Genomic DNA, 26,194 nt, shown 5'->3' on the forward strand with positions numbered 1-26,194 from the left:
AGCAACGTCACAAAGCATCCGATGTCGGCCAGTTGCTTCGCGCAGTTCTATACCGTCCTTTCGGCGCCTTCCAGAAATACGGTTTCACTTCGTGCGCACGCACTAGCATGCAAGTCTCGCAGACGCTCGGCTTTTTCGACGTGCGCTCGTCCGCTCTGGTCGGCCAAGAACGCCGTTGGCAGGATCGTCCGTTGGGCGGAGCCTCAGCCGCGCCTTGCCGCTTCGATTGCGGCCACATCGATTTTCCGCATGTCCATCATGGCCTCGAAAGCGCGCTTCGCCTCGCCGCCGCCGGCGGCCAGCGCTTCCGTCAGGACGCGGGGCGTGATCTGCCAGGAGATCCCCCATTTGTCGTTGCACCAGCCGCAGGCGCTCTCCTCGCCGCCATTGTTGACGATGGCGTTCCAGTAGCGGTCGGTCTCTTCCTGATCGTCGGTGGCGATCTGGAACGAGAAGGCCTCGTTGTGCTTGAACATCGGTCCCCCGTTGAGGCCGAGACAGGCGACACCGGCAACGGTGAACTCGACCGTCAACACGTCGCCCTCCTTGCCGGACGGATAGTCGCTGGGTGCCCGGTGCACCGCCGTCACGCGACTGTCCGGAAAGACTTCGGCGTAGAAGCGCGCGGCCGCTTCGGCATCCTTGTCGTACCAGAGGCAGATCGTGTTCTTTGCCATGAGCTTTGTTCCTTTCGCGTTGAAGACCTGCGGTCCTCTCCATGGGGTCTCCTACGAAATAGGTAGCCTCCCGGTTTTCTCCAGCCCAAAAGTGTTAGAGCGTTCTGCCGAGCGCGCATGATGACAGCTTCCATCGCCTTCCATTTTTTCACGCGCATTCGATCGGAGCGCCATCTGGTGGAACGCATGGTCGCGATCCCTGGTTGGGCGGCGGTCTCACTCGCGGTAGTCAGCGTCTACACATGTAGACGATAAGTCCAAATCTGGCCGTCTACAGAGACAGCGTCCATGCAGTTAGATCCATGGCACCAACCATGGAGAAACCGACATGAACTCTATCTCTGAACCGATCTTCACTGCTGGCTTTCCGCTTGGCAGTTCCGCAGGACTCGTCACTGCGTTCGAATGGCTCGGCCAACCCTACCGCCTCACCCGCGTCGACATGCTCGGGGAAATGCGCACCGAGGCCTATCGGCGGCTCAACGGCCGGGTCGAAACCCCGGTACTGGTCAGCGAGGAAGGCCATGTCCTCACCGAAACGATGGCGATCGCGTTGTGGCTGGAGGTGCGGGACCGAGAGCGCCACATCAGCTTCGCGCCCGGAACGTACGAAGCTGACCGGATGCATCAGTTCATCGCCTTCCTCAACACCGGCTTCACCAGCGCCTTCTTCCCCCTGTGGGTGGCGCTGGAGGCGGAGGAGGCCATGGAGGATTATCGCCAAACGCTCCGCGCCGCCGGTCGCGAATTTGTCGTCAAGCGCCATGCGCAGCTCGAGGCGATGATGGGCGCCAGCGACTATCTGCTGGGCGACCGGCAGACGCTCGCCGATGCGGTGTTCGTTGGCGTCGCGCGCTGGGTGGATTTTCACGAAGCGATCGATCCGCAGGACTATGAGCGGAACTACCCCCGCATCCACGCGCTGCGCAAACGCCTCGAGGCCGATCCCGCCTTCCGCTTCGCGCTGGCGATCGAGGATGGAGAGCCGGCTGCCGGTAACGGTTCGATGAAAGGACTCGTTCCGCTTGAGGACGTGTTGCGGTTGACGGGCGCGCTTTGATCCGATGAGATTGTGCGCCGACGAGCGCGGCGCGCAACCCACCGACCGTCAGATATGCCGCGCGAAATCGATGATGGCGTCGCTCACGAGGTCCGGACGTTCCTGCGGCAGCCAATGTCCGCTGCCGGGCACGACGACCTGGTGCAGGAGTTGGGGAACGAGGCGGGGCATTGCGTCGATGATGTCCTGCATCCCTGGGATGCTGAGCCCGGTGTCCCGCTCGCCGACCATGAACAGGGCGGGTACATCGACCTTCATGCCGGCGAGCGACGCTTGCAGTTGCCAGTTGCGATCCAGGTTGCGGTAGTAGTTCAGGCCGCCGCGAAAGCCGGAGTGGGCGAACGCCTGCGCATAGGCCTCGAGGTCGGCGGCCGTCAGCCAGTCCGGCATGTTATGCGGATCAGGAAGAGTCGCCAGCAGTCCGTCGCGCCGGGAAACCATCCCGAACGGATTTGGCGTCTGATCTCCGGCTTGCCGCGGGCCGGCGTCTCCGGAGGCTGCAAAGAGAATTTTCCTTAGCGTCTGCCGAATGTCCCGCTCCAGCTCCACCTCGGCGATACCGGGTTCCTGGAAGTAGAGCGCGTAAAGCTGTGCCTTATCGGTCTGCGGGAAGATCCGGGTCGGCGGCACGGGCGGAGGAGCCATCATCGGCACACTGATCGCGACCACGCCACGGAAGCGATCCGGCCGCATTTGCGCGGCATGCCACGCGACCGTGGCACCCCAGTCGTTGCCGACGATGAGGGCAGTCTCTTCGCCGAGCGCGTCCAAGAGCGCGACCATGTCCCCGACGAGATGAAACAGGGTGTATTCATCGATCGCTGCGGGGCATTCCGTATGCCCATATCCGCGCATATCCGGTGCCACCGCACGAAAGCCGGCTTTGCCCAGTGCCGCCAATTGATGACGCCAGGCGCGGGCCGTTTCCGGAAAGCCGTGGCAGAAGAGGACGAGCGGCCCTTCTCCCTGTTCGACGACATTCATTCGGATCGTTCGCGTCTCGATGGTACGAGCAGGCATTTTCAGTCCTTCCGCTCTTGATGTAGTGCCTCGGATGGCGATCCCAGCGCTCCTTGCCGGCCACGCTGCTGCCAGCAGAGCGGCCAATATCGTCCGTCTTCGCATCCCTGGGTCCTTGATTCCGTAATTTTATAAGTTACAGAATCGGGTGAGGTCAAGATTGCGTAACAATCATAGTTACGCTTTAGGGGTGACACATGAAAAGAGATAGCCGGCTGGCGCGGATGATCCACGTGCTCATCCATATGGGGCTTCTGGGCGGGCGCGAGACTTCGGAAACCATCGCGAAAATGTTGAACACCAATCCGGTGGTCGTGCGCCGCACGATGGCGGCCTTGAAGCGCAAGGGCGTGGTGGATTCCGAAGGGGGACGAGGCGGCGGATGGGTTCTGTTGCGGTCGCTGGACGACCTGACAGTCCTTGATATTCAAAAGGCGCTGGATGAAGGCGAGGTCCTGGCCGCCGGCATTTCGGAAGATCACCCCGCCTGTCCGGTAGAGCGGGCAGCGAATGCCGCCCTGGTGCAGGCGTTCGACAAGGCGGAGAGCGCTTTGCTGGACGAGTTCGCAAAGCTCAGGCTGTCGATCATTGCCGAACATGCCATATCGGACGGAAGACAAGTGATCCCGCCTCCCGATGGAAGAGACGGAAATGAGCGCTGACGACCCGCGCCTGGTATGGCGCGGCGACTTCAAGAATGGCGATAAGCCAAATGTTTCGAACACAGGGTTGCCGAGGACGATTGGTAGACGCAGGTGAACATCGTCAGTCTCGGCTGGGTTTGCCTGCTTCTCTCGGGAAAGCTTGGCGGTTTCGTCAATGTTGCCTGGGACGGCAGCACGCCTTTCTGTTCGACATGGTGGCCACGCCTTGATGGCGAAAGGGCTATGCACGTCGGCTCGTCGAAGAGACGGTGGCAAATGCAAAGTCATCGGGCGAATGGCTGCATGTCGACTTCGAGGCACATCTTCGTGGCTTCCATTTTGAAACTTGCGGGTTCGTTCCAACCGATGCAGGCCTGATTCACCTTCGACGGGGTTCGCTAATGCGCCCCCAATCAGGGCTTCCGTTGCGCATTAAAGATGCCGCTCTGAACGTCACCAACCTGTTCGACAAGGAGGTCACCAACCTGTTCGACAAGGAGTATGTGAGCGGTTGCAGCGGCGTGCTCGTCTGCGGTTACGGCGACGCCCGGACCGTCACGTTCAAACTCAGCAGGAAATGGTAATCTCCGATTAGCTCACCTTCCTCTCTAACTGCCTTGGATGCGAAGACGGACGAGACCTGCAAGCAAGTTTCGCCGCAACCCATTTGACAAACGTATAGCCAATTGGGTATACGTCATTCATAGCCAATTGGGTATGAGACATGTCGCAGTTGCAGGACGCGGTATTTCGGGCGCTCGCAGATCCCACACGTCGTGGGCTCTTCGAGCGTCTCTGCCGCCAGGGGGATACGACCGTCGTCGGCTTGCTGGCCGATGCCGGCGTTTCGCAGCCGGTCGTGTCCAAACATCTGAAGATCCTCAAAGCTGCAGGGCTCGTGCACGACCGGCATGAAGGCCGCTACACCTATTACAGTGCCCGACGCGAAGCGCTTGGGACCCTGGTTGACTGGACGACGGAGATGGCCGGCTTCTGGCAGGACCGCTTCGACGATCTCGATGATCTACTGAAGAGAATGGACCAATGATCGAAACAACCGAAACTACCCGCGCTGTCGTGGTCGAACGCAATTTTCCCTATCCGCCAGAGAAGATCTGGCGCGCGCTGACACAACCGCATCTGATCGCCGAATGGCTGATGCGGAACGATTTCATCCCTGAGGTCGGCCGTCGCTTTACCCTCTCCGCCGATTGGGGGCAGGTCGATTGCGAGGTTCAGACGATCGAGACGAACCGCGAGCTCGCCTATCGCTGGGATACCAAGGATCTCACCAGCGTCGTTACGTGGACCCTTGCAGCCGCCGATGGTGGCACGAACCTGCGCATGGAGCAGCGCGGCTTCAGGGCGGACCAGAAGGCTTATTTCCAGGGCGCCACCGTCGGATGGCCGCGCTTCATCACCCAGCTGGCCGAGGTCGTCGCGAAACTCGACTGATCATCCCTTGGCTTCAGAACCGCTTCTCACAATCAAGGTGCCAGAATGACCTCTCTCATCCGGACAATCCATCGATGGACGTCGCTGCTGTTCTCCCTGGCCGTTGCCGCGATCTTTGCCGGCATGGTTTTGGTGGTGCTTCCCGAATGGGTCTACTACCTGCCTCTGCCGCCGCTGGCCGTGCTTCTGCCGACGGGCCTCTATCTCTTCGCGCTACCTTATCTGAGCAAGCCGAGGGACCGGGTTCAGGCGGCCGAGTAAGGGGCGTGACGGGATCCTAAAAGGGCCGTGCGGGCACCCAGTCGGCGTAGACAAGCGCGTGCGGGAATCCACTATCCTCGAGGCGGGCCTCGGGGTCGCATAGAATTCGATTGAGAATTAAGTCTATGCAATGCATAGGATTTCTAATCGCATTCACGATGTCGCCCCGAGGTCGCTCATGCCCATCGCAAGTCTTGCCATGTATGTCAGCCCGGCGCCGCTGAAAGACGCGACGCGGCTGTTCTGGGAGGCGCTGGCGGATCGCCTTCGTGCCGTGGGGCTCGATGCGCCCGCGGCACTGCAGGAGGACATGCGTTATGACGACGCCTGGCTTCGTCCTGACCTGTTGTTCGGCCAGACCTGCGGTTATCCCTATGTCCAGCGGCTGCGCGGCCGGGTGCAACTGGTGGCGACACCGGTCTACGGACTGCCGGGCTGCGATGGCCCGCTCAAATGCAGTTTCATCATCGTCAATGCCGAATCCTCTGCGCGCTCGATCGAGGAGCTTCGGGGTGCCCGCGCGGCGATCAACGATCCTGGCAGCAATTCCGGCTACAACCTCTTTCGCGCCTTTGTGGCGCCCCATGCGGTCGACGGCCGGTTCTTCTCGTCGGTGCTGGAGACCGGTGGCCATGTTGCGAGCATCGACGCGGTTTCGAGCGGTATCGCGGATATCGCCGCGATCGACTGCGTGACCTTCGGCAATACCTTGCGTTTCGACCCGGATCGCGTCGCCGGCGTGCGCATCCTGGCGGAAACGAAAAAAGGTCCGGGATTGCCGTTCATCACCGCCGCATCGACGCCGGCAAGGGATCTCGTGCTGCTGCGCCGCGTGCTTGCGGAAACCATCGCCGATCCGGCACTTGCCGAGATCTGCAACACGCTTTCGCTGCGCGGCATCAGCCTGCTGGGAGATGGCGACTACGAGGCTTTGGCTGCGCTTGACCGCGATGCTGCCGGCCGGGGGTACCCGACGATCGCCTGACGGTTCATCAACCGCGATTCATCCCGACCGGTCGCGAACATAAGCGAGACGGGCGGAATAGATTATAAATTACATAGAATAAATATTTTGTTGCTGTGCGTTTGGCGCAGGCACTTTTCCCGTTTGCGTGGCTTCGCCGCAAAGCCATGCGGCGCCTTCCCATTGGTCGGCTTTTTATATTGGCGATTGAAATCGATCGCTTTTTCCGGCCGGAGACCCGATGTCGACTGACGCGCTGCCCCCACAATCGAGCCTATCTGCAATCGCCCGCGTCGAATGGCAGACCGTTGCCCTGGCGCTCGTCATCTATGGTGGCTTTCTCGCTCTGACCTGGTTCTGGCAATCGCTTCCTATTGCCGTCGTGATTGGCCTTGGCGGCTGGCTCATTGCCTGGCACGGATCGCTGCAGCACGAGGTCATTCACGGGCATCCGACGCGCAATCAGCGCGTCAACGATGCGATCGGATGGCCGCCGCTGTCCCTTTGGCTGCCCTATGCGATCTATCGCGAAGGGCACCTCGTCCACCATCGCGACGAACATCTGACGGATCCGATAGAGGATCCGGAGTCCTCCTATTTCACCCGGACGGCCTGGGAAGGTATGGGCAAGGCGGGACGGAAACTTGCCGAGTGGAACACGACCTTGCTCGGCCGGCTGACGCTTGGCCCGCTGGTCATGATCCTGAGCTTCCTCGCGCAGGAGGCGGTCCTGATCGCGCGGGGTGGCTGCGCGCGGACAAGGATCTGGCGCGCGCACGCGGCCGGCGTTGCCGTCGTGCTCGTCTGGATTGTCGGTGTTTGCGGCCTGCCGCTCTGGCTCTATCTTTTCGGCTTCGTCTATGTCGGAGCTGCGCTGACGAGGCTTCGCTCCTATGCGGAACATCGTTACGCCGGTCATCATGACGAGCGGACGGCGATCGTCGAAGGCACGCCGCTCTTCGGTCTCCTGTTTCTCTACAACAACCTGCATGTGCTGCACCACCAACGACCGGGCGTTCCCTGGTATCAGATCCCGGGCCTTTATCGCCGGCACAGAGTTGCGCTGCTGACGATCAATGGTGGCCTCGTCTATCGCGGCTATCTCGACGTGGCGCGCCGATTTCTCTTGAAGCCGCATGACGATCCGCGCCATCCGCAGCATCCGTAGCTCAGGGAGCGAGCGACGTGGGCGCTGCTTTCCATGCTGCGGGAGGCGTCAGACGGGAATGAACTTGCCGTCGTAGCGCACGCGAAAATTCCGGCGCTGGGCATCTTCCTGGAAGCAGACGAACACCAGTTCGAGATCGTTCGTGCTGCTACGCCTGCCAAGCAGGCTCAGCGTGATGACGATCACGCCGCCATAGGTGCGTGTCAGGTTGATGGCAGCGCGCCGAATTTCGTTGGTGCCGGCATCGTCCCGGTCTTCGCGCCGTTCGTATACCTGCCAGAAACGTGCGCTTTCCCAAGCGGACCGCAACGCTTCCGTTATCTCTGCCTTGAACTCGTCTACCGACCGTCCCTTGCTCCATGAAACGGTCCGCTCGGTGTGATCGCCAAAGATATCGAGATAGCCGTCATAATCATCCGGATCGGAAAAACACCGCTCGATCATCCCGAATGCCACGTCGTCGGAAATTGCTGCCTTAAAGAAAATCGTCATCGAATCGCAACCCTGCCTTGAACGCCTATGTTGTCAAAGCGTTGGCGGCATATCCAGTCCCCGGCGTCTGATCGCTGCCGCGCGAACAACTACCATCTCGCCGCAGTGACTTGAACCGGCTGACATCCTGTCCGTGAAAGGCTCTTACGTCATTCGAAGTCGATATCCGAGGAAAGCCTGGTGGATTGGAGATGGGGGTGTCGTAAAACACAGATGCGGTTCGTCGTCGTGCGCTCGAACCAGTCCGGATGCGAGATCCCCCACGCCGCGAAGAAGATGGTGGGTTGAGGTGGCAGCAAGCAATGGCTATGTGGGGCGCGCCCTCTTCAACGAACCACAAGGCCAATCGGGATGATCCCAGAGTTTCTCGTTACCCATTCCGGTGGCTTCCATGCCGACGAGCTGTTGTCCACCGTCATCCTCACGCGGCTTTTCCCAGAGGCGCGTCTCGTCCGCAGTCGGGCTGCGGAATGGATCAGGCCCGGTGCAGACCGCATCGTCTACGATGTGGGCGGCCAGTATGACGCCGCCGCCGGTATCTTCGATCATCATCAGCGCGGCGCGCCGCTGAGAGCGGACGGCCAGCCCTACAGTTCGTTCGGACTGATCTGGAAGCACTATGGCCGCGACTATCTGGCCGCGTCAGGCGTTCCTGAAGACCATATCGAGGCGGTCCATGCCGCCTTCGACGCTCGCTTCGTGCTTCCGGTCGACCTGATGGACAATGGCGCGCTCGATCCGTCCGTTGCCGGACCGCTGGCCGGGCTCACGTTGCCGGCGCTGCTCGAAACCTTGAAACCCGTTTTCGACGAAGCCGGCCAGGAGGCTGATGATCGCGGCTTTCAGGCTGCCTTGGCGATTGCCCGTACGCTCGTAGAGGCCGGCGTAGCGCAGCGCGCTGCCAAGCTCAGGGCCGAGACGCTCGTCCTTCAGCAAATCGCCCAGGCCGGCGACGGTCGAATTCTCGAACTGCCGATGGGCATGCCCTTTCGTCCGGCCGTCGTGAAATCCGGCGCCGATCACCTGCTGTTCGTCGTTCATCCGCGCGAAAAAGACTGGTGCCTGACGGGCATCCGCAAGGCCGATGAGGGCTTCGAGCTTCGCGCAGACCTGCCGGCAGCCTGGGCCGGTCTGACCAACGGCGAATTGGAGGCGGTCTGTGGGGTCGCAGGCGCGAGCTTCTGTCACAATGGCCGCTTCATCGCGGCCGCCGCAACGCGCGAAGCGGCCCTTGCCATGGCCGCGCTGGCCGTTGCGGAGGCCACTTCCGCCACGGAAAACAGGGCGTAAGCCAGGGGATCTTGCATCGGGCGGCTTTGCCTAGCCGGAGACGGTATCAGGACCGACCGCGGCGCGATCGGTCGCATGAAGCGGCTTAGCGCTGAGTTTTGGGGCCCGCGGTTTTGACGAAATCGACGAAGGCGCGCAGCGCCGCCGGCATTTGCCGCCGGCTGGGGTAATACAGATAGAAGCCGCCGTAATAGGGACACCAATCCTCGAGCACTCGAACCAGTTTGCCTTCTTCGACGAGCAATCGCACCTGATCCTCGAAGGTGAAGGCTACGCCGGCGCCCGCAAGCGCGGCGTCCACCATCATGTCCTGGTCGTCGACGATCAGAGGGCCGTTCACCTCGACCTGAAGTTCCACGCCGCCGCGCTCGAACTCCCATGCATAAAGCCGGCCGCTGCCGAAGCGCAGTCCGACACAGGGTAGTTCCTTCAGGTGATCGGGAGCAGTTGGCTTGGCAAAGCGCTCGAAGAAGGAAGGCGTTGCCACGATCGCGGTGCGCTGGCGCGGCCCGATCGGCACGGCGATCATGTCCTGCGCGATCACTTCGCCGAAACGAACGCCGGCATCGAAGCCCTCCGACACCATGTCCACGAGGTCGTTGTCGACGACAATCTCGATACTGATCTTCGGATGAACCTTCAGAAAACGCGCGACCAGAGGCAGGAGCACCAACTTTGCCGAGACCCGCGCCGTATTGAGTTTCAACCGCCCGATAGGTGTGCCCCGGAAGTTGTTGAGATCATCAAGCGCATCCTCGATGTCGCGGAAGGCGGGGGCGACCCGGGCGAGCAGAAGTTCGCCTGCTTCCGTCAGCGCGACGCTGCGGGTCGTCCGGTTGAAGAGACGAAGATCGAGCCGTTCCTCAAGTGCCTTCAGGGCATGGCTGAGTGCCGATGGCGTGCAGCCCATTTCGTCGGCGGCGCGGCGGAAGCTTCGGTGCCGGGCCAGCGCCAGGAAGCAAGACAGATCGGAAGGCGATACGGTTCTCATTGTTGAAAGCTACTCATTAGCTAAAAGAGATTCCAGTCGATTATCTCAGCAAATGCGACGGGGTAAAACCTTCTCAGCCGCCGACGATGGAGCGGCGAAACAACAGGAGGTTCACATGCATACTTGGTTCGTTACCGGTGCATCCCGCGGATTTGGTGCCCTCATCGTTGAAAAGGCGCTCGCCAAGGGCGATCAGGTCGTCGCGACGGCGCGCAATCCGAAGGCGATCGTCGAGCGTTTCGGCGCGCAGCCCAATCTTCTCGCCGTGGCGCTCGATGTTACCGATGAGGCTCAGGCGCATCAGGCCGTGGGGCAGGCGATCGCACGCTTTGGCCGGATCGATATTCTGGTCAACAATGCCGGCTACGGACTGCTCGGTGCAGTCGAAGAGGCAAGCGGTGCCGAGATCGAGGCCCTCTACCGCACCAATGTCTTCGGCTTGCTGGCCGTCACCCGTGCCGTGTTGCCGCATATGCGCCGCCAGCATTCGGGACGCATCCTGAACTTCTCGTCGATCGGCGGATATCGCAGCGGGCCCGGCTTTGGCGTCTATTGCTCGACGAAGTTTGCGGTCGAAGGCTTGACCGAGGCACTTGCGGCAGAGCTTGCCCCGCTTGGGATTCATGCCACGGCGATCGAGCCCGGCTACTTCCGCACCGACTTCCTCGACTCGACCTCACTCAGCGTCAGCCCGATCGAAATCGACGATTACGCGGAGACGGCCGCTGTCGTTCGCAGCAAGGCGAAGGACATCAGCCATAACCAGCCGGGCAACCCCGACAAGCTGGCAGAGGTGCTGATCTCGTTCGTCGACGCGGAAAATCCGCCGGTGCGGTTGCCGCTCGGTAGCGACACGGTGGCGGCGATCGAGGCCAAACACGAATCGGACGCCGAGCTTCTGGCCCAATGGCGTGCCGTGTCCCTCTCGACCGACTTCGACCCGGCCGCATAAACGTCGAGGCGGCCTGCCGCTCCCGCGGAGGCGGCCCCGCCATGGTGCGGGGCCTTCTCGTTATCTGGGACAACTCCGCTTTGACGACGGCGGTCTCGGCCGGTCGTCGCGGTCCGCGCCGCCACTCAACCGTTCAACGCCGCCCCTTCCTCCGTATGCTTCGATCTCGAAGGTCGGGTCGCCAGCCAGAAGAGCAGCGAGGCAAGGCTGATCACCGTGCCCATCAGACAAACGCCGCTCCATCCCGCATGTGCGTAGGCGACGGTGGACAGGGAGGATCCGATTGCGCTGCCGAGCGAATAGAACAGCATATAGGCGGCCGTCAGCCGGTTCTGCGCTTCCGGGCGGACCCGGTAGATCAAGGCCTGGTTCGTGACGTGGACCGCCTGGAGCCCGAAGTCGAGAACGAGGACACCAGCGATCAGCCACAGAATGGACTGGTCCAGCAATGAGATCGGCAGCCACGCAATGAGCATGAGCGCGAGTGCAATGCCCGTCGTCGTCTGGCCCAGTCCTAGGTCGGCCCAGCGGCCAGCGCGAGAAGCAGCCAGTGCCCCGGCGATGCCTGCCAAGCCGAAAAGACCGACCTTCGTATGCGACATGGAGAAGGGCGGCGCACTCAGCGGCAGAACAAGCGGCGTCAGCAGCGTCGTCACGTTCGCGAAAATCAGCAGGGCTATCACGCCCCGGGTGCGCAGCACCGGCTCTTGCCAGATCAGCTTGAAGGTGGAGCCGACAAGGCGGGGGTAGCTGAGCTCATTCGCTTCCCGCTTCTGGTGCGGCAGGAGCCGATGCAGTAAGACGGCGATCACAAGCGTCACGGCACACGATGCGAGATAGACCGACCGCCAGCCGAAGAGATCCGTCAGGAGACCTGCGACTGTGCGGGCGGACAGGATGCCGATCACGATGCCGCTGGTGACGAAACCGACCACATGGCCACGTTCAGATGGCCGGGCCAGGCTGGCCGCATAGGCAACCAGGGCCTGCGTCAGGACGGCAAGCATGCCGACGGCCGCGATCGAGGCCATCAGCATTTCCGTGTTGGCTGAAAGGGCCACGAAGCCGAGCGCCACCGTTGATAGCAACGATTGGGCGATGATCACCCTGCGGCGATCGAAAAGGTCGCCAAGCGGAACAAGCAGGATCAGGCCGAGCGCGTAGCCGACTTGCGTCGCCCCGACGATCAAGCCGGCGCCTGTCTGCGAAAGGTCGAGGTCGGCCGTCATCACATCCAGCAGGGGATGCGCAAAATAGGCGTTGGCGACCGCAAGGCCGGCGGCAAAGGCAAAAAGGGTCATCATCGGGCGCGGTAACGGTGACACCACGGCACCGGCATTTGGGCGCACGGCATCGTTTGCGGCGTCGCTCGACGCCGCAGCAGCTCTACCATCCATTGGACTTCTTCCTTGCTTCGGTTTAATAATGAAACAAACCCAATGGTACCGGTTTAGTTTTATAATGCAACCAAAAGTCTCGTGGCGCGGGAGAGGAGAGTTCGTATGGTGGCGCGCAAAAGCCTCAAGGGCGACTACTGCCCGAGCGCGCGATCTCTGGACGCGATCGGCGACTGGTGGTCGCTGCTGATCGTGCGCGATGCGTTCGACGGACTGAGGCGCTTCAGCGATTTTCACAAAAGCCTCGGCATTGCCAAGAACATCCTGACGGATCGTCTGCGTACGCTCGTCGACCGCGGCATTCTCGAGACGGTTCCCGTGGGCGGGACGAAGGCCCGGGTCGAGTATCAGTTGACGCCGATGGGGCGGGACCTGTTTCCCGTGATGGTCGCTTTGCGGCAATTCGGCGAACGACACCTCTTTCAGCCAGGCGAGGAGCATTCCCTGCTGGTCGAAAAAGAAACCGGGTTGCCGGTAAAGCTTGATATCCGCACACAGGACGGCAGGCCGATCGGTGCCGGCGAGACGGCCCTGATCAAGGTTCCCGAAGGCTGATCGGGTCTGCAACGATTCGCACAACGACGACAAACCGATCGTCGCCAGCCGGAACCTCGATACAAAGGTGAGACGAACCGGGCAGGTTGGGCGCTCGACTGCCGTTTCGTTGGCCATGGCGAGAAACCGGAAAAACCGCCATGTTCGCCATCCCTGCCGCGTCCGGTTGACACGGTTCGCGCTCGGCTGGGTAATGGTCCTCTCGGAGAAAAGTTCCGCTTCTGCAACGGGATACGGGTGCCCCGCCAAGAACGGAAAGGCTCGGCGGCAACGCGTCGCGGTTGCTGCCTCGAAAAATAACATGACTATTACAGACAAGTTTATTTCCGCGTGCTAAGAGGCTTCGCGCTCGTTTGGTCATCCGGTCCACCGATCGCGTAGCGGCAAGCAGTAACGACGCTGGACGCCAATCGAAGTTGCTTTGTTCGGATCAGACGCCTTGGTCGATATAGAAACGCGCCATCAGGTCTATTTCGCCAATCGTACCGCTTTGGTCGCCTATGCGACGCGCATCGTCGGCTCGCGTGAAACTGCCGAAGACATCGTGCAGGAGGCGTTCATCCGCTTTGCGCCGACCAGCACCGACAATGGTTCCCAGGGGCTCTCGCCTGCCTATCTCTACAGGATCGTCCGCAACCTGTGCCTGGATCTTCTCAAGCGCCGGAAGATCGAGGCGCGAGAGGAACAGGGCGAGCCGCCGTTCTGGTCAATGCCGATCGAGCTGCCGACGCCGGAAGATATCGTTGTGGTGACCGATGAGATCCGGCGCATTTCCAGCGTCCTCGACGCGCTTCCCATGGAGGTTCGTATTGCCCTTGAGATGCATCGCTTCGGTGGATACACCCTGGAGGAGATCGCCGCCCACCTGAACATCTCGGTCGCAACCGCCCATCGCCATGTGCGCACCGCCATGATGCGGGTGGCGACCACTCTGGCAGGCGATGCCTCCTAGGATTTTGGTCCGCGTGAAAAAAAATCCGAAGCAATTCGTCTTTGTGACAGACCGGATGATTCCGCTCCTGCATGTCTCCTTGAATCGACTTCGTTTTAAGGACGGAGACATGCAGCAAGTCAAAGTGCTACGGCGACCTTTGAGCATCTGATAAGACGCGCGGCGCCGTAGTGTTTCGTTGAACACATAACCAGCAGGCAGAGCTTTGACCAAGGACAACAACATACCGGAGGCGTTGCTCCAAGAGACCATGGACTGGTTCCTCGAACTAAAGGCGCGTCCGAACTGTCGGGAGACGGAGCTCGCGTTTCAGGCTTGGCTGGGTCGATCGGCCCTCCATGTCCGATCCTGGGAGACGGCGCTGAAGACTTGGCAAATGCTGGGAGACGTGCCGCCGGTGCATGAACATCTTTGGCGCGGCGCGGCGCCGTTGGTTTCACCTGCCGCAACTGCCCGCCAGCCGAAGCGCTGGGCGGCCAGAACCTGGGCCGCCGGTGCGGCGGCCATAGCGCTCGCCGCCTGCCTGGTGCTGTTCGTCTCGCTCCCTTCGCTGTTGGTGTGGTGGCAGGCCGACCACGTGACCGAGACCGCTGAGAGCAGGACGATCACCTTGGCGGACGGCACGACCATCGAAATGGGAGGCGGCAGCGCCATCGCCACCGAGATTTCTGCCACGGTCCGGCACGTCCGACTCCTCAAGGGCGAAGCCTATTTCGATGTCGCGCGCGACCCGTCGCGTCCGTTCGTCGTCGACGCCGGCGGCGTGGAAGTGTCGGTTCTCGGCACGTCCTTCGATGTGCAACTCGCAAGTACGGAAACGACGGTCGAGCTCGCGCATGGCGCGGTGGCCGTTTCGTACAGCGGGAAAGACCACAGGCAGAATTTCGAACTCGCGCCGGGAGAAACAGCGACAGTGGTGCATGCGACGGGCGCGGTCACCCGAAGTACGATTGCGACCGAAGAGATCGGAGCCTGGCGCAGCGGCAAGATGTTCGTCAACAACGTTACCGTCGCCGCCGCAGCCGCGCGGCTGCAACGCTACCATTCTGCCTGGATCTCCATTCCGCAACCGGAGCTCGCGGCACGACGAGTGACGGGGGTCTACGATCTCACGGATCCCGATCATGCCCTTCAGGCATTGGTTCAGCCGTTTGGCGGCACGGTGCGCGCGGTAACACCCTATGGCCGCGTTCTGACGCGATTTTAATTTGGACTCAAAAATTCAAGAAAAATCGCGGGCCGGTGAAAAAAAATCCGGAGCCCGTCGTCTTTGGTCCGAAGCGCCTGCCCGAGAGGCAGCGCGCGGATCATCGACACGGGGGTAAAATGAGTTCGCCGAAATGCCGCAAGGGACATCCTTCCTTCAGTGCAGGATATAGCCATGCAGGACTGCGCCTGCTGACAACGGCGGCGATCGTCGGGCTTTCCTCCCTTGCCTTCATGCCCCTTTCCGTCGCCTCGGCCCAAGAGATGACGTCGCGCGGCAGCACGGCCCGCACGTTCAACATCCCGTCGCAACCGCTTGCGAGTGCCCTGAATGCCTTTGGGCGGCAGTCCGGCCTGCAGGTGACCTTGGCTGCCGCGACGTCCGAGGGCATCCGCTCGACTGCCGTCAACGGGACGCTGGAACCGCAGCAGGCTCTTACACGGCTGCTGTCGGGCACCGGCATCTCCTACAGGATATCGGGCGGAACGGCCCTGATCGGTGCGACGACTGTGGCCGGCGGCAGCGAGGGCGTGGATGCTTCCGGTGCCACGGTCCTTGACCCGATTTCCGCCCTTGGCAGCGGCCCGCTCGGCGCCGGCGAGATCGTCATCTCGTCCGAGGATCTGAAGCAGAAGAACCCTGCCAACATCGCCGACGTCTTTTCAGGCGAGCCGGGCATAGCCGTCGGCAGTTCGCTGCCGATGTCGCAAAAGGTCTATGTCCACGGGATCGAGGAAACGAGCCTTGCCGTGACCATGGACGGCGGCCGCCAGAACAACAAGGTCTTCCACCACAACGGTACGAACCTCATCGATCCGGGCCTCCTGAAGGCCGTCAACGTCGATGCCGGCGTTGCGCCCGCCGATGCCGGCCCGGGGGCGCTCGCCGGTGCGATTGCCTATGAAACGATCGACCCGCGCGAGCTGTCGGATGGCGACGGTTTCGGCGGCTTCGTCACGTCGAACTACAATTTCAACAGCGATACGGTAACCACGGGCCTTTCGGCCTACGGCATGCAGGAAGGGCTCGAATTCCTGGGCTATTTCAATTTCGGCAAGGGCAACGATTTCACCGCCGGCAACGGCAATGAGGTCGAAGGCACCAGCACCAATCTGCTGAGCGGTCTCGGCAAGCTCGCCTATGAGTTCGACAGCGGTGACCGCTTCGAGATCAGTCACGACCGGATCAATGACGCCGCGCCACGGCCGTTCCGTGCCAACGTGGGTTCGATTTCGAACCCCAAGCCGTGGGAGCCACGCATTCGCGACTATACGCTCGATCGGCAGAACACCGTTTTCACCTATACCGACAGCACGCCGGAGGGGTGGTGGGACCCGAAGCTTCTGCTCGCCTACAGCAAGACCGAGGTCGATCTGCCGATCTTCCCGAAACCGCGGCCGGGTGTTCCTGCCAGCTACGACGCCGTCGGCACGTCGGATAGCTTCAACGGCAAGTTCGAGAACAAGTTCTCCTTCGACATCGGCAATGTGATCGCCGGCATCGACTTCTACAGCGACAAGGCGGAGCTCGAGGACCTCTACGATCCCGGTGCCGAGAAGGCGCGCAATGTCGGTATCTACGCGCAGGCGAGGCTAGAGCCCTGGGAGAGGACGCGGCTCTCCTTCGGCGCAAGAGGGGACAACCAGCACTTCACCGGAACGACCGGCGAGAAATGGAGAAATTCCGGCTTCAGCGGCAACATCTCGGGCGAATATGATCTCATCGAGGATCTTCTGACGGCCAAGGCCGGCTATTCGCATGTCTGGGCTGGCATTCCGCTTGCCGAGAACTTCATCATCAATCCGAAGTGGGACTACGGCAGCGGTCCGAAGCCGGTAACCGCGGACAATTACATCTTCGGATTGGAGGCCAACCATAACGGCTTCATCGTCGAGGGCAGTGTCTTCCAGACCGATCTCGAAGATGCGCGCGCGCCGCGTTTCCGCGCAGATCTCGGCATCGCCGCCCATGACGTTCGCTCGCGTGGCTTTGAAATCGGCGGCGGCTACAATTGGGGCGATGGCTACTTCAAGGTGAAATACGCAAATATCGACGTCGAAATCGATGGAAAGCCTGCCGACTCCGATCTCGGCACCTATCTCGCAGCACCCGCCGGCCAGATCATCACTCTGCAGGCGGTTCACACACTGGCCGACTGGGGCGTCACCTTCGGCGCCGATGCGGAAATCGCACTCGACTATGATGATGTCGCTGCCGGCAGCAAGCCCTTGCAGGGCTACGAAGTCTTCAACGCCTTTGTCGAATATGTGCCGCCGCAACGACCCAACCTGACGCTGCGCGCCGAGCTCAAGAACATCTTCGACGAAACCTATTCGGACCGGGCGACCTACGGCCAGGAGTTCGGGAACGTGACGCCGCTCTACGAGCCCGGCCGTTCCTTCATCCTGACCGCAAGAGCGACCTTCTAGGTCGACGATCCGCGATCGCGACCGCCGCATCCTCCCCGCGGCACTCGCTTCAAGACGCGACGGCGGCCGCCCAAGGGCCGCCCGAGCAGCGAAAGCCGAAACAGGAGTTCCAGATGCAAGAAGCGACCACCCATTTTGCGACGGAAGACGGTCAGAAATACCTGACGCAGCTCTGCAAGCACTTCGCCCACAAGATCGACGTCGAGCAGGCGGGCGATCGCGCCGAACTGCGGTTCTCCTGCGGGACTGGTTATCTCCAGGCAACATCGGACGGCCTGAGTATCAGGGCCCGGTCACCCGACGAGGCCAATCTCGCCGATACAAAGTCGGTCATCGAAAGCCATCTTCGGCGCTTCGCATTCCGCGAGGAGCCGGGATCGTTGCACTGGCAGGCCACCGGCTGAGCACGGCGCACTGAAACCTCGTTCGAAAAGAAATTCAATGTGTTGGCCGAGAATGCCAACGCCATTGCGCGGCTGTACGTGTCGCGTGCCGAGGACCGACAGGATGCAATCGTCTAGGCAAGTCGCAGAAATCGCCACCTTTCAAAGCTTCGCCAACTGCTATCTGCGCGAAGTGAACCCGGGCACCCGGGTCATGCATCGAACCGTCGGCGGCAGCTTCGACTGTGTGGAATGGTCGCTCCCAAGGCAGCACATGATCCTGCGCGCCGAGGTGGTTTCGCCGTCGCTTTGCGGCCCGCATCATTTTGGCCGGATCTGGGGTCGGGGGATCTCGGATATGGCCTGGCGCCAGATCGAGTTGATCTCCGCGCTGCACATTCTCATTCACGAATGCTACCGCCAGGCTGATGACAATCACGCCGACAACTTGCGCGGCTTCGAACTCGAACTGCTGATGCGGGTGCTCGAAAGCTATCAGCAGACCAGCCTCTATATCGACAAGGCGGCGCCCGAACCGGCGGAAGGCGGCCATTTCATCGAAGCCGAGCAGTCGCTCGTCTTTGGTCACTGGCAGCACCCGACGCCGAAAAGTCGGCAGGGCATGACCTATTGGCAGCAGGAATCCTACGCACCGGAACTGCGCGGGCAGTTCAGACTGCATTATTTTGCGGCCCATGCGGATTGCGTGCGGCACGCATCCGCCCGTTCGATGACGGCCCACGAGATTGTCCGGTCATTGATGGGATCGGACGCAGAGGCCATCGCGCTGGGGAACGACGAGCATCTGCTGCCAATGCACCCGCTGCAGGCGGAAGCACTGCTGCTCGATCCCGAGATTCAGGCCATGCTCGGGGAAGGGCGGCTGCGCCATCTCGGTCCCGCCGGCCAACCCTTTACGGCGACCTCTTCGGTACGCACGGTCTACGCCGCCGATGCCGACTGGATGCTCAAGTTCTCCCTCCCTGTCCGCATCACCAACTCGGTTCGTCTCAATCGGCGCCAGGAGCTCGAGGCGGGCGTCGCCATGGCAAAGCTCATCGATCGCATCGGCTTTGCCGCGCGGTCCCAAAATTTCCACATCATCCAGGACCCCGCCTACATCACGCTCGACCTGCCCGGCCGCAGCGAAAGCGGCTTCGAAGTCATCCTGCGGGAGAACCCTTTTCCGGGCACGAAGGGCAGGGGTGTTGTGACGGTCGCCGCCCTGACGGCAGATCCGCTTCCGGGCCAGGTTTCCCGCCTGGAACGCCTCGTACGGGCGCTGGCCGCGCGCACCGGTGAAAGCCTGCCGGACGCGGCTCTCTTGTGGTTCCGTCGCTACCTCGACTGCGCCGTCGAACCGCTGATCCGCCTCTATGACGACTATGGCATCGCGCTCGAGGCGCATCAGCAGAACAGCCTGCTCGACGTGGCCAATGGTTATCCCTCGGCCAGCTATTATCGCGACAACCAGGGCTTCTATCTCTCCGAACGCTATCGCAACCTGCTCGTCAGCCATGTTCCCGAGACGCAAACGATCGCGTCTCTCTATTTTGCCGACTGCGAAATCCGCGACCGCTTCGCCTACTATTTGATCGTCAACCAGGTCTTCTCGGTCGTCAGTCGCATGGGCCATGACGGCGTCTGCAACGAGAGCTTGCTCTTGCGCGAACTGCGCCTGCATCTCGAAGGTTATGCCGCCCGTATGACCGGAGCTGGCCGTGAATTCGCGCGCCATGTTCTCGACCTGCCGACGATCGCCTCCAAGGCCAATCTGACGACCCGCCTCCATGACGTGGACGAGCTACAGTCCAATCACGCCCCTGCGCTCTACCGCCCGGTGCCAAACCCGCTCAGGGCGCCGGCAGTCCTGACAGTGCCGAGGACCGATCATGCCATTGCCTCTTGATCTCAAGGGACGGCCGGAGGATAGGGTGCTTCGCCAGCTCGTTGGGGCGCTGCTGTTCGAGGGCGTCGTCGATGCCAGGGAGCACATCCAAGGGGATGCGGTCGAGTTTCAGTGGTCGCTCGGCGGCCGGGACTATCGTTGCCGCGGCACCATTGGCCCTTTTGGACGGCTTCGCCTGGTGCCGGGTTCCGTGGAAGTCCGCGAAGGCGCGGACAACTGGATCGCGCCGGCGCTGGCGCAACTGGTTGCAGCCTTGCCGGGCAGTGGTCCCACGCGAGGAAAGCTGCTCGACGAGCTTTCGCAGACGATCGCCTTTTGCGCGTGGAACGAACGCCATCTCCCTCAGCGCCCTCGCCGTGCCCTGTCCGTCGCCGAGCTCGAAGGCGCGCTTGACGAGGGACACCCGTACCATCCCTGCTTCAAGGCGCGCACCGGTTTTTCCTTCGCTGACCATGCGGCCTACGGGCCGGAGGCAGGTCGGGCGTTCCAACTCGTCTGGCTGCTCGTCGCGCGCAAACATCTTCACCAGGCCTTGCCCGGAGACGAGGATGCATTCTGGCGGGCGGAACTCGGGCATGAGGCATGGTGCGAGCTGACCGCGAAGCAGCAGCAACTCGGCGTCTCGCCGGAAGAATTCGGGCTCGTCCCGCTCCACCCCTGGCAATGGCGCGAACTGCGGGGAACCGAGCTTGCCGGCTGGATCGCGTCGGGGGAGGCGCTTTGCCTGGGGCCGGCGGGCGACCACTATGCGGCGACGCAGTCGGTTCGCTCGCTCATGAACCGGGACCGGCCTAGTGCCGCCAGCCTCAAGCTGCCGCTCAACATCGTCAACACCTCGTCGCGGCGGACGCTGGAGCCGCATTCGGTCTGCACGGCGCCGGTGATCTCGCGCTGGATTGCCGGGATCGTTGCGAGCGATCCGGCTTTTGGTGAGCGTTATCCGCTGACGATCCTGCAGGAATATGCGGGCATCATCGCCGATCGCGATGGACCTCTGGCGGGACAGGTCGCTGCCATATGGCGCGCAAATGCCGAAGCCACGCTTGCAGCCGGCGAGGCCGTCATTCCCTTCAATGCCCTGATGATAGTGGAAGGGGACGGACGTCCGTTCGCCGACGACTGGATCCAGCGCCATGGGCTGATGCCATGGATCAACCGGCTGATCGAAGTCGCGGTTCTCCCGGTCTGGCATCTGCTCGTTCATCACGGTCTGGCGGTCGAGGCGCACGGGCAGAACATGCTGCTCGTCCATCGCGACGGCTGGCCGGCCAGGCTTATCCTGCGCGATTTCCACGAGAGCATCGAGTTTTCGCCGAGCTTTCTGCGCGAGCCGGGCAACGCGCCGGATTTCCTGGCGCTGAACCCGGTCTACCGGGATGCCGAGCCGGACCGGTTCTACTGGACGGACAATCCGGATTCGCTACGCGAATTGGTGATGGACACGTTGTTCGTCTTCAACCTCAGCGAAATCTCCCATTTGCTCGACCACGCCTATGACCTGCCGGAAGCGCTCTTCTGGCAACGCGTCGCAGCCGTGCTCGCCTCCTACGAAATGGCGCATGCGGCGACGGAGCGGCTGGCCGCGCTCGGTTGCGGCCGACCCCGCATTCTCACCGAATCCCTGATGACCAGGAAGCTCCTCGCCGCCAAGCCGGAATACCACCACAGCATACCGAACACCCTGGCCGGGAAAGCGCTTCAACAAAGGAGATGGCATGATCCGCATCGATGACAGGCTCTACGAGGAGACCAATTTCAGCGAGAGATCGGCGCAGCTCGCTGTCGCGACCGGCGTTTCCGACTGCAGCACCGGCCGCTACGCCGTCTGCTTTGCAGAGACGGTCGACTGGCTGGCGCTGTTCTTTTCGATCCGCAAGGCGGGTGCGAGCGTGCTGCCGATCCATCCCGGCACGCCCTATCCGGCGGCCCGCAGGCTCGCGATCGCTGCCGGCTGCGATCGTCTGTTTTACAATAGTCTCACGGCCGAGGTCCTCGACGTGCCGGAGGTGGCATCGACGCAAGGCACGCTGCTGCAGATGAGTTCCGGTACCACCGGTGCTCCGAAATGCGTTGCGCGAAGCTGGCAAGACATCGATGCGGAGATCGACAGTTACGTGCGCACCTTCCGCGAACCGGAGGACATGACTCCGATCATTGCCTGCCCGACCACCCATTCCTATGGGCTGATCTGCGGCATCCTGGTGGCGATGAAGCGCGGCCAGACGCCGGTCATCGTCAATACGGCAAATCCGAAATACCTGCTGAAGGTGCTGCGCGAGACCGAGCGGCCGTTGCTCTATTCGTCGCCGGCGATCCTGCACACGCTGGCGCGACTGCTGCCTCAGCGCGAACAGATCCACGCGACGATGACCTCGGGCACGCTGCTTCCCGATCCGTGGTTTGCCGACATCCGCGCGAAGAGCAGGCACATGTTCCAGCAATATGGCTGCTCGGAATCCGGCTGCATCGCGATCAATCCGGATGTGACCGCCGCTGGCGATATGGGCTTTGTGCTGCCGCATCTGTCTGCCGAAACGGGCACCAGCGCCGAGGACACCGGCGAGATCGTCGTTAGCAATAGCGATGGCACACCGATCCGTACGCGCGACCTCGGCTACCGTCGCGCCGATGGCATGCTGGTCTTCGTTTCGCGGTTGGACGACATGATCAACGTCTCCGGCCTCAACGTCTATCCGAAGGACGTCGAGGACACGGTCATGGCGATGCCGGCGATCACCGACGCGGTCGCCTTCCGCAAGAACGACCGCTTCGCCGGGGAGCGCGTCGCTTTACTCTTCAGCGCTGAAGGGCCGGTGCCGCCGCAGGCGGTGCGCGAATGGTGCAGCCGCCATCTCGCCGGCCACCAGCTGCCAATGGAAATCCTGCAGGTCGATGCCGTCCCCCGGCAGGCCAACGGCAAGATCAGCCGTCGGGACGTCGCGGCGCGCCATCTGGCCGGGGAATTCAACAAGCCGATGGCAGGAACCGCATCATGACCGAAATCGAAATCCTGACGGCGATCGAGACTGTTCTGAATGAAAAAATGGCGCATGGGCATATGGAGGGCTTCGGTCCGGATGCCCGGCTCAACGAGGACCTCTATCTCGACTCCGTCCTGATCCTGGAGATCTTCCTCAATCTCGAGCTCGAATACGGGCTGTCCGTGCCGGAAGAAGCCATCGCGAAACAGGAGATCGAAACGATCTCCGATCTCGTCTCGCTCTATCTGCCGAAAACGACAGCGACCGTCGTTCCAGCCTTTCCGCTCACCGGCGGGACGACCGACGAGGGTGTCCATGGTGAAGCCTATTATGACATCAAGGTTCATTGCTTCGTCAGTTGCGTCTCCGATGGCTTGAAACGAAACGGGCTGGACCAGAGGCCGTTCTATTTCGGTGTCTGGGACGCGAAGTTCGCGGTGAGCGACCGGTTCGAGCTTCTCTATCACGCGCCCGACATCACCCAGGAGTTCTTCCGCGGCTGGTTCGAGCGGCTCTACGGCGTCTCCGTCGTCGAATGGTACGATCCGGAGCGCACCAAACTCGACAACCTGGCGGTGCTCACCGGTCTTCTCAAACAGCGCAGCGAAACCGGCTCGGTCATGGTCATGCTCGACATGTTCCACCTGCCGGAGCGCGAGAACAAGTTCAACCAGAACCCCTTCCCACACTACCTGATGCTGCAGGAGACCGCCGATCCCAAGACCTGGTTCGTGCACGATCCGGACTACCGCTGGGAAGGCGAGATCGCGCGGGAGAAGGTTATCCACGCCATCATGCAGCCGACCGTCGGCGGTGGTTACGTCTTCGACACTGCCGAAGCGCGGGCCCCAAATGCCGAAGATCTGAAAGCCTATTTCGAGGCGTGCTTCGTCAGAGACAGAAACCCGCTGGTCGATGCGGTCCGCGCGATCGTTGCCGCGCATCTTGAAGAACGGGATGGCCTCGCGCTTTCGAACCTCGGTGCGGCGGTGCGCGAACTTCCCGTCATCACCATCCGGAAATACGCCTATGAACACGGTTTTGCCTTCTACTGGCGGGCGCTGAAGCTGCCGGCGGCAGAGTTCGAAAGGTGGTGCAGGGAGATCGAGGCGTTGGTTCAGGCGCTGAAGACCCTGCACTACGCCTGCATGAAGCTTGCCCAGACCGGCGACCGAACCCTGGCGGGCACCGTCTTCGAGCGCCTCGACGAGGCAGATCGGCTGGAGACGAAGCTCAAGGGCAAGCTCGCCGAGGTCTTCGATCTCTGGTGCGATCTCGTCCTTCCCGAACAAATTCCTGCATTGAAGAGAATTGCACGATGAGAGTTTCGCTCTGCACCATTACGTTCCGGCATCATCTCACCTCGCTCGACGAGATTGCCGCCTGGGCTGAGGCCAACGATTTTCAAGGCATCGAGCTCTGGGGCGCGCACGCGCGCAACCTGGCGCCGCGATCGGATCGCAATGCCGATTGGCTCGACGGCTACGGTCTCGCGGTGCCGATGATCAGCGACTACCTGCCGCTCGATGGCGAGGTGGAGACCTTGCGGCACAAGGCGGTGGAGCTTTGCCGGCTCGCGCGCCGATGGCGCACGCGCAAGGTCCGCACCTTTGCTGGCAGCGTCGGAAGCCTTGCGGCCAGCGCAGAAGAGCGGCAGCGCGTTGTCGCCCGGTTGAAGGAGATATGCGTGATCACCGCCAGCTACGGCATCCATCTGCTCGCCGAGACCCATCCGAAGACGTTGGCCGATACCGCGGCCTCGACCATGCAGCTCATCGAAGAGGTCGACCATCCCTATTTTGCGATCAACTTCGATACGCTGCATGTGTGGGAGGGGGGTGACGATCCCGTCGCGGTCCACCGGACGATGAAGCCGCATATCCGCCACTACCACCTGAAGAACATCGTCGCCCGCTCGGATTTGTCCGTTTTCGAACCGGCCAATGTCTATGCCGCCGCCGGCAGCCGGAGGGGCATGACGCCCCTGTTCGAAGGGATTGTCGACTACGACCGCATTCTTGCGGAGATTTCAGGCGATCCGCAGGCCGAGGCGTCGCTGGAGTGGTTCGGCAATGATTGCCTGGAGACACTCGGGCGCGATCGCAGGCGGGTTCGCCAGTCGATCGAGAGCCGCGAAAGACCGCTGCGAACGGCGCAGATCTAAAGCACGATAACAAGAAGTACCTTGATGGCGGCACCTTGGCGGTGCCGCATGACGGCGAGCGGATCGCCGCGCGTGGCTCCCCTGGCCTTGCGGGCGGGTACCGGATAGACGACGGTCCGTCTACACCTGGACGAAATGGTCCTCCCCGACCTGCCGGTAACGCCGTTTAGCCGGAATACAGTCGGGCGCGCAAGGGGCTCTTGAGCTCGTCGCTTGCAACGCCGCGGCGGGCATGGCGGCGTGTCGGATCAGCAATCGGCACGGCGTCGACCGGAGGCCGTCGTGTCACGGGCGTTGTCGAACGCCAGGCTTGATGGAGGCCGGCAGGGCCGGCGCAGTCTCGGCCGAGGAAGCGCCCGGTTCATCAGGGAAATCCCGCGCGCAGGAGCTTTCGCTATCGCCGGCGATTTGTTAGCTCGAAGGTCGGTGCAAAGAGGAGACGTCAGGTGAAGGTCATTGGGCTAATCGGAGGGATGAGCTGGGAGAGCTCCGCCCAGTATTACCGCATCATCAACGAGACGGTCCGCGACCGGCTCGGCGGCGTGCATTCGGCAAAGTCGCTGATGTGGTCGATGGATTTCGGTGAAATCAAGCGTCTCCAGCACGATGGCAATTGGCCGGCGCTGACGGAGGAAATGATCGCGGCAGCACGCCGACTGGAAGCAGGCGGCGCCGATTTCCTGATGATATGCACCAACACCATGCACAAGATGGCCACTGACGTTTCGGCAGCCGTCTCCATCCCGCTGCTTCATATCGCCGACCCGACGGCCGAGAAGATCAGGGCGGCAGGCCTCGGCAAGGTTGGCCTGCTCGGCACGGCCTTCACCATGGAGCAGGACTTCTACAAGGGCCGCCTGAAAGACGCGTTCGGGCTGGAGGTGCTGGTGCCGGAGGCGGAAGACCGCGCCAAGGTGCACGAGATTATCTATCGCGAACTCGTCGCCGGCATCGTCAAGGACAGCTCGCGCGACGCCTATCGCGCCATCATCGCGCGGCTCGTCGATGCGGGCGCGGAAGCGATCATCATGGGCTGCACGGAGATCATGCTTCTGATTTCGCAGGCAGACAGCCCGGTCCCGGTCTTCGACACCACCGAGATCCACGCGCTCGCCGCCGTGGACCTCGCCCTCGAAGGCGCGTGAGTGGCTGAGATGCCATTCGACTGCTGCCGGGTCGGGCAGGGTGCTGACGGAGATGCGCTGGCCGCGCGATGCTTTGACGGCCGGCGGAACCGCCGGCC

The 26,194-nt window shown here is 62.1% G+C and carries 26 protein-coding genes; 21 read left to right on the forward strand and 5 right to left on the reverse strand.

The window, feature by feature from the left end; translation table 11 throughout:
* Window positions 1-203 precede the first annotated feature (203 nt).
* Complete coding sequence (locus AC0C6X_RS14535) at window positions 204-677, reverse strand: VOC family protein (protein ID WP_472953718.1); 474 nt, start codon at window positions 675-677, stop codon at window positions 204-206.
* Between the two features lie 328 nt (window positions 678-1,005).
* Here AC0C6X_RS14535 and AC0C6X_RS14540 point away from each other — a divergent pair, with 328 nt between their 5' ends.
* A complete protein-coding gene (locus tag AC0C6X_RS14540; RefSeq protein ID WP_247958765.1) occupies window positions 1,006-1,737 on the forward strand; it encodes a glutathione S-transferase family protein in 732 nt (243 codons plus the stop codon).
* A gap of 48 nt (window positions 1,738-1,785) precedes the next feature.
* Here the strand turns inward: AC0C6X_RS14540 and AC0C6X_RS14545 are convergent, their stop codons facing one another.
* Window positions 1,786-2,757 (reverse strand): alpha/beta fold hydrolase, encoded by a 972-nt coding sequence (locus tag AC0C6X_RS14545; protein WP_472953721.1) that lies wholly within the window; start codon window positions 2,755-2,757, stop codon window positions 1,786-1,788.
* A 197-nt stretch (window positions 2,758-2,954) separates the two neighbouring features.
* On the opposite strand from AC0C6X_RS14545, the gene AC0C6X_RS14550 reads away from it, so the two are divergent.
* From AC0C6X_RS14550 to AC0C6X_RS14580, 7 genes are all read left to right on the forward strand, one after another.
* Window positions 2,955-3,419 (forward strand): Rrf2 family transcriptional regulator, encoded by a 465-nt coding sequence (locus AC0C6X_RS14550; protein ID WP_173519003.1) that lies wholly within the window; start codon window positions 2,955-2,957, stop codon window positions 3,417-3,419.
* Window positions 3,420-3,670: 251 nt separating this feature from the next.
* The gene (locus AC0C6X_RS14555; protein ID WP_210266627.1) at window positions 3,671-3,985 is read left to right on the forward strand and encodes a hypothetical protein; all 315 of its coding nucleotides are present in this window, start codon (window positions 3,671-3,673) and stop codon (window positions 3,983-3,985) included.
* A gap of 140 nt (window positions 3,986-4,125) precedes the next feature.
* Window positions 4,126-4,449 (forward strand): ArsR/SmtB family transcription factor, encoded by a 324-nt coding sequence (locus tag AC0C6X_RS14560; RefSeq protein WP_173519002.1) that lies wholly within the window; start codon window positions 4,126-4,128, stop codon window positions 4,447-4,449.
* Window positions 4,446-4,856 carry an SRPBCC family protein gene (locus AC0C6X_RS14565; RefSeq protein ID WP_173519001.1) on the forward strand — a complete coding sequence of 137 codons (411 nt, stop codon included), beginning with the start codon at window positions 4,446-4,448 and terminating at the stop codon, window positions 4,854-4,856. The genes AC0C6X_RS14560 and AC0C6X_RS14565 overlap by 4 nt, the downstream gene beginning before the upstream one ends.
* Window positions 4,857-4,901: 45 nt before the next feature.
* Entirely contained in the window at window positions 4,902-5,117 is a 216-nt protein-coding gene (locus AC0C6X_RS14570) for a hypothetical protein (RefSeq protein WP_173519000.1), read from the forward strand.
* A gap of 178 nt (window positions 5,118-5,295) precedes the next feature.
* Entirely contained in the window at window positions 5,296-6,102 is an 807-nt protein-coding gene (locus AC0C6X_RS14575) for a phosphate/phosphite/phosphonate ABC transporter substrate-binding protein (protein ID WP_173518999.1), read from the forward strand.
* A gap of 220 nt (window positions 6,103-6,322) precedes the next feature.
* Window positions 6,323-7,249: a fatty acid desaturase gene (locus AC0C6X_RS14580; RefSeq protein WP_247958763.1), complete on the forward strand. Its 927-nt coding sequence runs from the start codon at window positions 6,323-6,325 to the stop codon at window positions 7,247-7,249.
* Window positions 7,250-7,297: 48 nt separating this feature from the next.
* Here the strand turns inward: AC0C6X_RS14580 and AC0C6X_RS14585 are convergent, their stop codons facing one another.
* Complete coding sequence (locus AC0C6X_RS14585) at window positions 7,298-7,741, reverse strand: hypothetical protein (protein WP_173518997.1); 444 nt, start codon at window positions 7,739-7,741, stop codon at window positions 7,298-7,300.
* A gap of 351 nt (window positions 7,742-8,092) precedes the next feature.
* Between AC0C6X_RS14585 and AC0C6X_RS14590 the strand changes: the two genes are divergently transcribed.
* Window positions 8,093-9,031, forward strand: a complete 939-nt coding sequence (locus AC0C6X_RS14590; RefSeq protein ID WP_173518996.1) for an MYG1 family protein — start codon at window positions 8,093-8,095, stop codon at window positions 9,029-9,031.
* An 85-nt stretch (window positions 9,032-9,116) separates the two neighbouring features.
* Here the strand turns inward: AC0C6X_RS14590 and AC0C6X_RS14595 are convergent, their stop codons facing one another.
* Entirely contained in the window at window positions 9,117-10,022 is a 906-nt protein-coding gene (locus AC0C6X_RS14595; RefSeq protein ID WP_173518995.1) for a LysR family transcriptional regulator, read from the reverse strand.
* A gap of 115 nt (window positions 10,023-10,137) precedes the next feature.
* On the opposite strand from AC0C6X_RS14595, the gene AC0C6X_RS14600 reads away from it, so the two are divergent.
* A complete protein-coding gene (locus tag AC0C6X_RS14600) occupies window positions 10,138-10,974 on the forward strand; it encodes an oxidoreductase (protein ID WP_173518994.1) in 837 nt (278 codons plus the stop codon).
* 125 nt (window positions 10,975-11,099) lie between these two features.
* On the opposite strand, the gene AC0C6X_RS14605 is transcribed toward AC0C6X_RS14600, so the two are convergent.
* Entirely contained in the window at window positions 11,100-12,371 is a 1,272-nt protein-coding gene (locus AC0C6X_RS14605; RefSeq protein ID WP_173518993.1) for an MFS transporter, read from the reverse strand.
* 105 nt (window positions 12,372-12,476) lie between these two features.
* Between AC0C6X_RS14605 and AC0C6X_RS14610 the strand changes: the two genes are divergently transcribed.
* The 11 genes from AC0C6X_RS14610 (at window position 12,477) to AC0C6X_RS14660 (ending at window position 26,096) form a co-directional block, all read left to right on the forward strand.
* On the forward strand, window positions 12,477-12,926 hold the full coding sequence (locus tag AC0C6X_RS14610; protein ID WP_472953727.1) for a winged helix-turn-helix transcriptional regulator: 450 nt from the start codon (window positions 12,477-12,479) through the stop codon (window positions 12,924-12,926).
* A 439-nt stretch (window positions 12,927-13,365) separates the two neighbouring features.
* Complete coding sequence (locus AC0C6X_RS14615) at window positions 13,366-13,878, forward strand: RNA polymerase sigma factor (protein ID WP_472953729.1); 513 nt, start codon at window positions 13,366-13,368, stop codon at window positions 13,876-13,878.
* Between the two features lie 205 nt (window positions 13,879-14,083).
* Entirely contained in the window at window positions 14,084-15,085 is a 1,002-nt protein-coding gene (locus AC0C6X_RS14620) for a FecR family protein (RefSeq protein ID WP_472953731.1), read from the forward strand.
* Between the two features lie 119 nt (window positions 15,086-15,204).
* Window positions 15,205-17,514, forward strand: a complete 2,310-nt coding sequence (locus tag AC0C6X_RS14625; RefSeq protein ID WP_472953734.1) for a TonB-dependent receptor domain-containing protein — start codon at window positions 15,205-15,207, stop codon at window positions 17,512-17,514.
* Between the two features lie 113 nt (window positions 17,515-17,627).
* Window positions 17,628-17,918 carry a DUF2218 domain-containing protein gene (locus AC0C6X_RS14630; RefSeq protein WP_173518988.1) on the forward strand — a complete coding sequence of 97 codons (291 nt, stop codon included), beginning with the start codon at window positions 17,628-17,630 and terminating at the stop codon, window positions 17,916-17,918.
* A gap of 103 nt (window positions 17,919-18,021) precedes the next feature.
* The gene (locus AC0C6X_RS14635) at window positions 18,022-19,806 is read left to right on the forward strand and encodes an IucA/IucC family protein (RefSeq protein WP_247958761.1); all 1,785 of its coding nucleotides are present in this window, start codon (window positions 18,022-18,024) and stop codon (window positions 19,804-19,806) included.
* Window positions 19,790-21,538: an IucA/IucC family protein gene (locus AC0C6X_RS14640; protein WP_472953737.1), complete on the forward strand. Its 1,749-nt coding sequence runs from the start codon at window positions 19,790-19,792 to the stop codon at window positions 21,536-21,538. Before AC0C6X_RS14635 ends, AC0C6X_RS14640 begins: the two co-directional genes overlap by 17 nt.
* On the forward strand, window positions 21,522-22,802 hold the full coding sequence (locus AC0C6X_RS14645) for an AMP-binding protein (protein WP_173518985.1): 1,281 nt from the start codon (window positions 21,522-21,524) through the stop codon (window positions 22,800-22,802). Before AC0C6X_RS14640 ends, AC0C6X_RS14645 begins: the two co-directional genes overlap by 17 nt.
* The gene (locus tag AC0C6X_RS14650) at window positions 22,799-24,109 is read left to right on the forward strand and encodes a DUF6005 family protein (protein ID WP_472953739.1); all 1,311 of its coding nucleotides are present in this window, start codon (window positions 22,799-22,801) and stop codon (window positions 24,107-24,109) included. Before AC0C6X_RS14645 ends, AC0C6X_RS14650 begins: the two co-directional genes overlap by 4 nt.
* Window positions 24,106-24,951, forward strand: coding sequence for a sugar phosphate isomerase/epimerase family protein (locus AC0C6X_RS14655; RefSeq protein WP_472953741.1), 846 nt, complete (start codon window positions 24,106-24,108; stop codon window positions 24,949-24,951). The genes AC0C6X_RS14650 and AC0C6X_RS14655 overlap by 4 nt, the downstream gene beginning before the upstream one ends.
* A gap of 446 nt (window positions 24,952-25,397) precedes the next feature.
* Window positions 25,398-26,096, forward strand: coding sequence for an aspartate/glutamate racemase family protein (locus tag AC0C6X_RS14660; protein ID WP_173518982.1), 699 nt, complete (start codon window positions 25,398-25,400; stop codon window positions 26,094-26,096).
* The last annotated feature ends 98 nt before the right edge of the window (window positions 26,097-26,194 follow it).

The organism is Ensifer sp. VA4 (assembly GCF_055710065.1).

What these genes read in the sequence shown, in the direction of transcription:
- AC0C6X_RS14535 (WP_472953718.1), bottom strand. Translation starts at nt 677, where the DNA reads ATGGCAAAGAACACGATCTGCCTCTGGTACGACAAGGATGCCGAAGCG.
- AC0C6X_RS14625 (WP_472953734.1), top strand. Translation starts at nt 15,205, where the DNA reads ATGAGTTCGCCGAAATGCCGCAAGGGACATCCTTCCTTCAGTGCAGGA.
- AC0C6X_RS14570 (WP_173519000.1), top strand. Translation starts at nt 4,902, where the DNA reads ATGACCTCTCTCATCCGGACAATCCATCGATGGACGTCGCTGCTGTTC.
- AC0C6X_RS14585 (WP_173518997.1), bottom strand. Translation starts at nt 7,741, where the DNA reads ATGACGATTTTCTTTAAGGCAGCAATTTCCGACGACGTGGCATTCGGG.
- AC0C6X_RS14650 (WP_472953739.1), top strand. Translation starts at nt 22,799, where the DNA reads ATGACCGAAATCGAAATCCTGACGGCGATCGAGACTGTTCTGAATGAA.
- AC0C6X_RS14590 (WP_173518996.1), top strand. Translation starts at nt 8,093, where the DNA reads ATGATCCCAGAGTTTCTCGTTACCCATTCCGGTGGCTTCCATGCCGAC.
- AC0C6X_RS14600 (WP_173518994.1), top strand. Translation starts at nt 10,138, where the DNA reads ATGCATACTTGGTTCGTTACCGGTGCATCCCGCGGATTTGGTGCCCTC.
- AC0C6X_RS14560 (WP_173519002.1), top strand. Translation starts at nt 4,126, where the DNA reads ATGTCGCAGTTGCAGGACGCGGTATTTCGGGCGCTCGCAGATCCCACA.
- AC0C6X_RS14640 (WP_472953737.1), top strand. Translation starts at nt 19,790, where the DNA reads ATGCCATTGCCTCTTGATCTCAAGGGACGGCCGGAGGATAGGGTGCTT.
- AC0C6X_RS14605 (WP_173518993.1), bottom strand. Translation starts at nt 12,371, where the DNA reads ATGGATGGTAGAGCTGCTGCGGCGTCGAGCGACGCCGCAAACGATGCC.
- AC0C6X_RS14610 (WP_472953727.1), top strand. Translation starts at nt 12,477, where the DNA reads ATGGTGGCGCGCAAAAGCCTCAAGGGCGACTACTGCCCGAGCGCGCGA.
- AC0C6X_RS14595 (WP_173518995.1), bottom strand. Translation starts at nt 10,022, where the DNA reads ATGAGAACCGTATCGCCTTCCGATCTGTCTTGCTTCCTGGCGCTGGCC.
- AC0C6X_RS14655 (WP_472953741.1), top strand. Translation starts at nt 24,106, where the DNA reads ATGAGAGTTTCGCTCTGCACCATTACGTTCCGGCATCATCTCACCTCG.
- AC0C6X_RS14540 (WP_247958765.1), top strand. Translation starts at nt 1,006, where the DNA reads ATGAACTCTATCTCTGAACCGATCTTCACTGCTGGCTTTCCGCTTGGC.
- AC0C6X_RS14580 (WP_247958763.1), top strand. Translation starts at nt 6,323, where the DNA reads ATGTCGACTGACGCGCTGCCCCCACAATCGAGCCTATCTGCAATCGCC.
- AC0C6X_RS14575 (WP_173518999.1), top strand. Translation starts at nt 5,296, where the DNA reads ATGCCCATCGCAAGTCTTGCCATGTATGTCAGCCCGGCGCCGCTGAAA.
- AC0C6X_RS14545 (WP_472953721.1), bottom strand. Translation starts at nt 2,757, where the DNA reads ATGCCTGCTCGTACCATCGAGACGCGAACGATCCGAATGAATGTCGTC.
- AC0C6X_RS14630 (WP_173518988.1), top strand. Translation starts at nt 17,628, where the DNA reads ATGCAAGAAGCGACCACCCATTTTGCGACGGAAGACGGTCAGAAATAC.
- AC0C6X_RS14565 (WP_173519001.1), top strand. Translation starts at nt 4,446, where the DNA reads ATGATCGAAACAACCGAAACTACCCGCGCTGTCGTGGTCGAACGCAAT.
- AC0C6X_RS14645 (WP_173518985.1), top strand. Translation starts at nt 21,522, where the DNA reads ATGATCCGCATCGATGACAGGCTCTACGAGGAGACCAATTTCAGCGAG.
- AC0C6X_RS14635 (WP_247958761.1), top strand. Translation starts at nt 18,022, where the DNA reads ATGCAATCGTCTAGGCAAGTCGCAGAAATCGCCACCTTTCAAAGCTTC.
- AC0C6X_RS14550 (WP_173519003.1), top strand. Translation starts at nt 2,955, where the DNA reads ATGAAAAGAGATAGCCGGCTGGCGCGGATGATCCACGTGCTCATCCAT.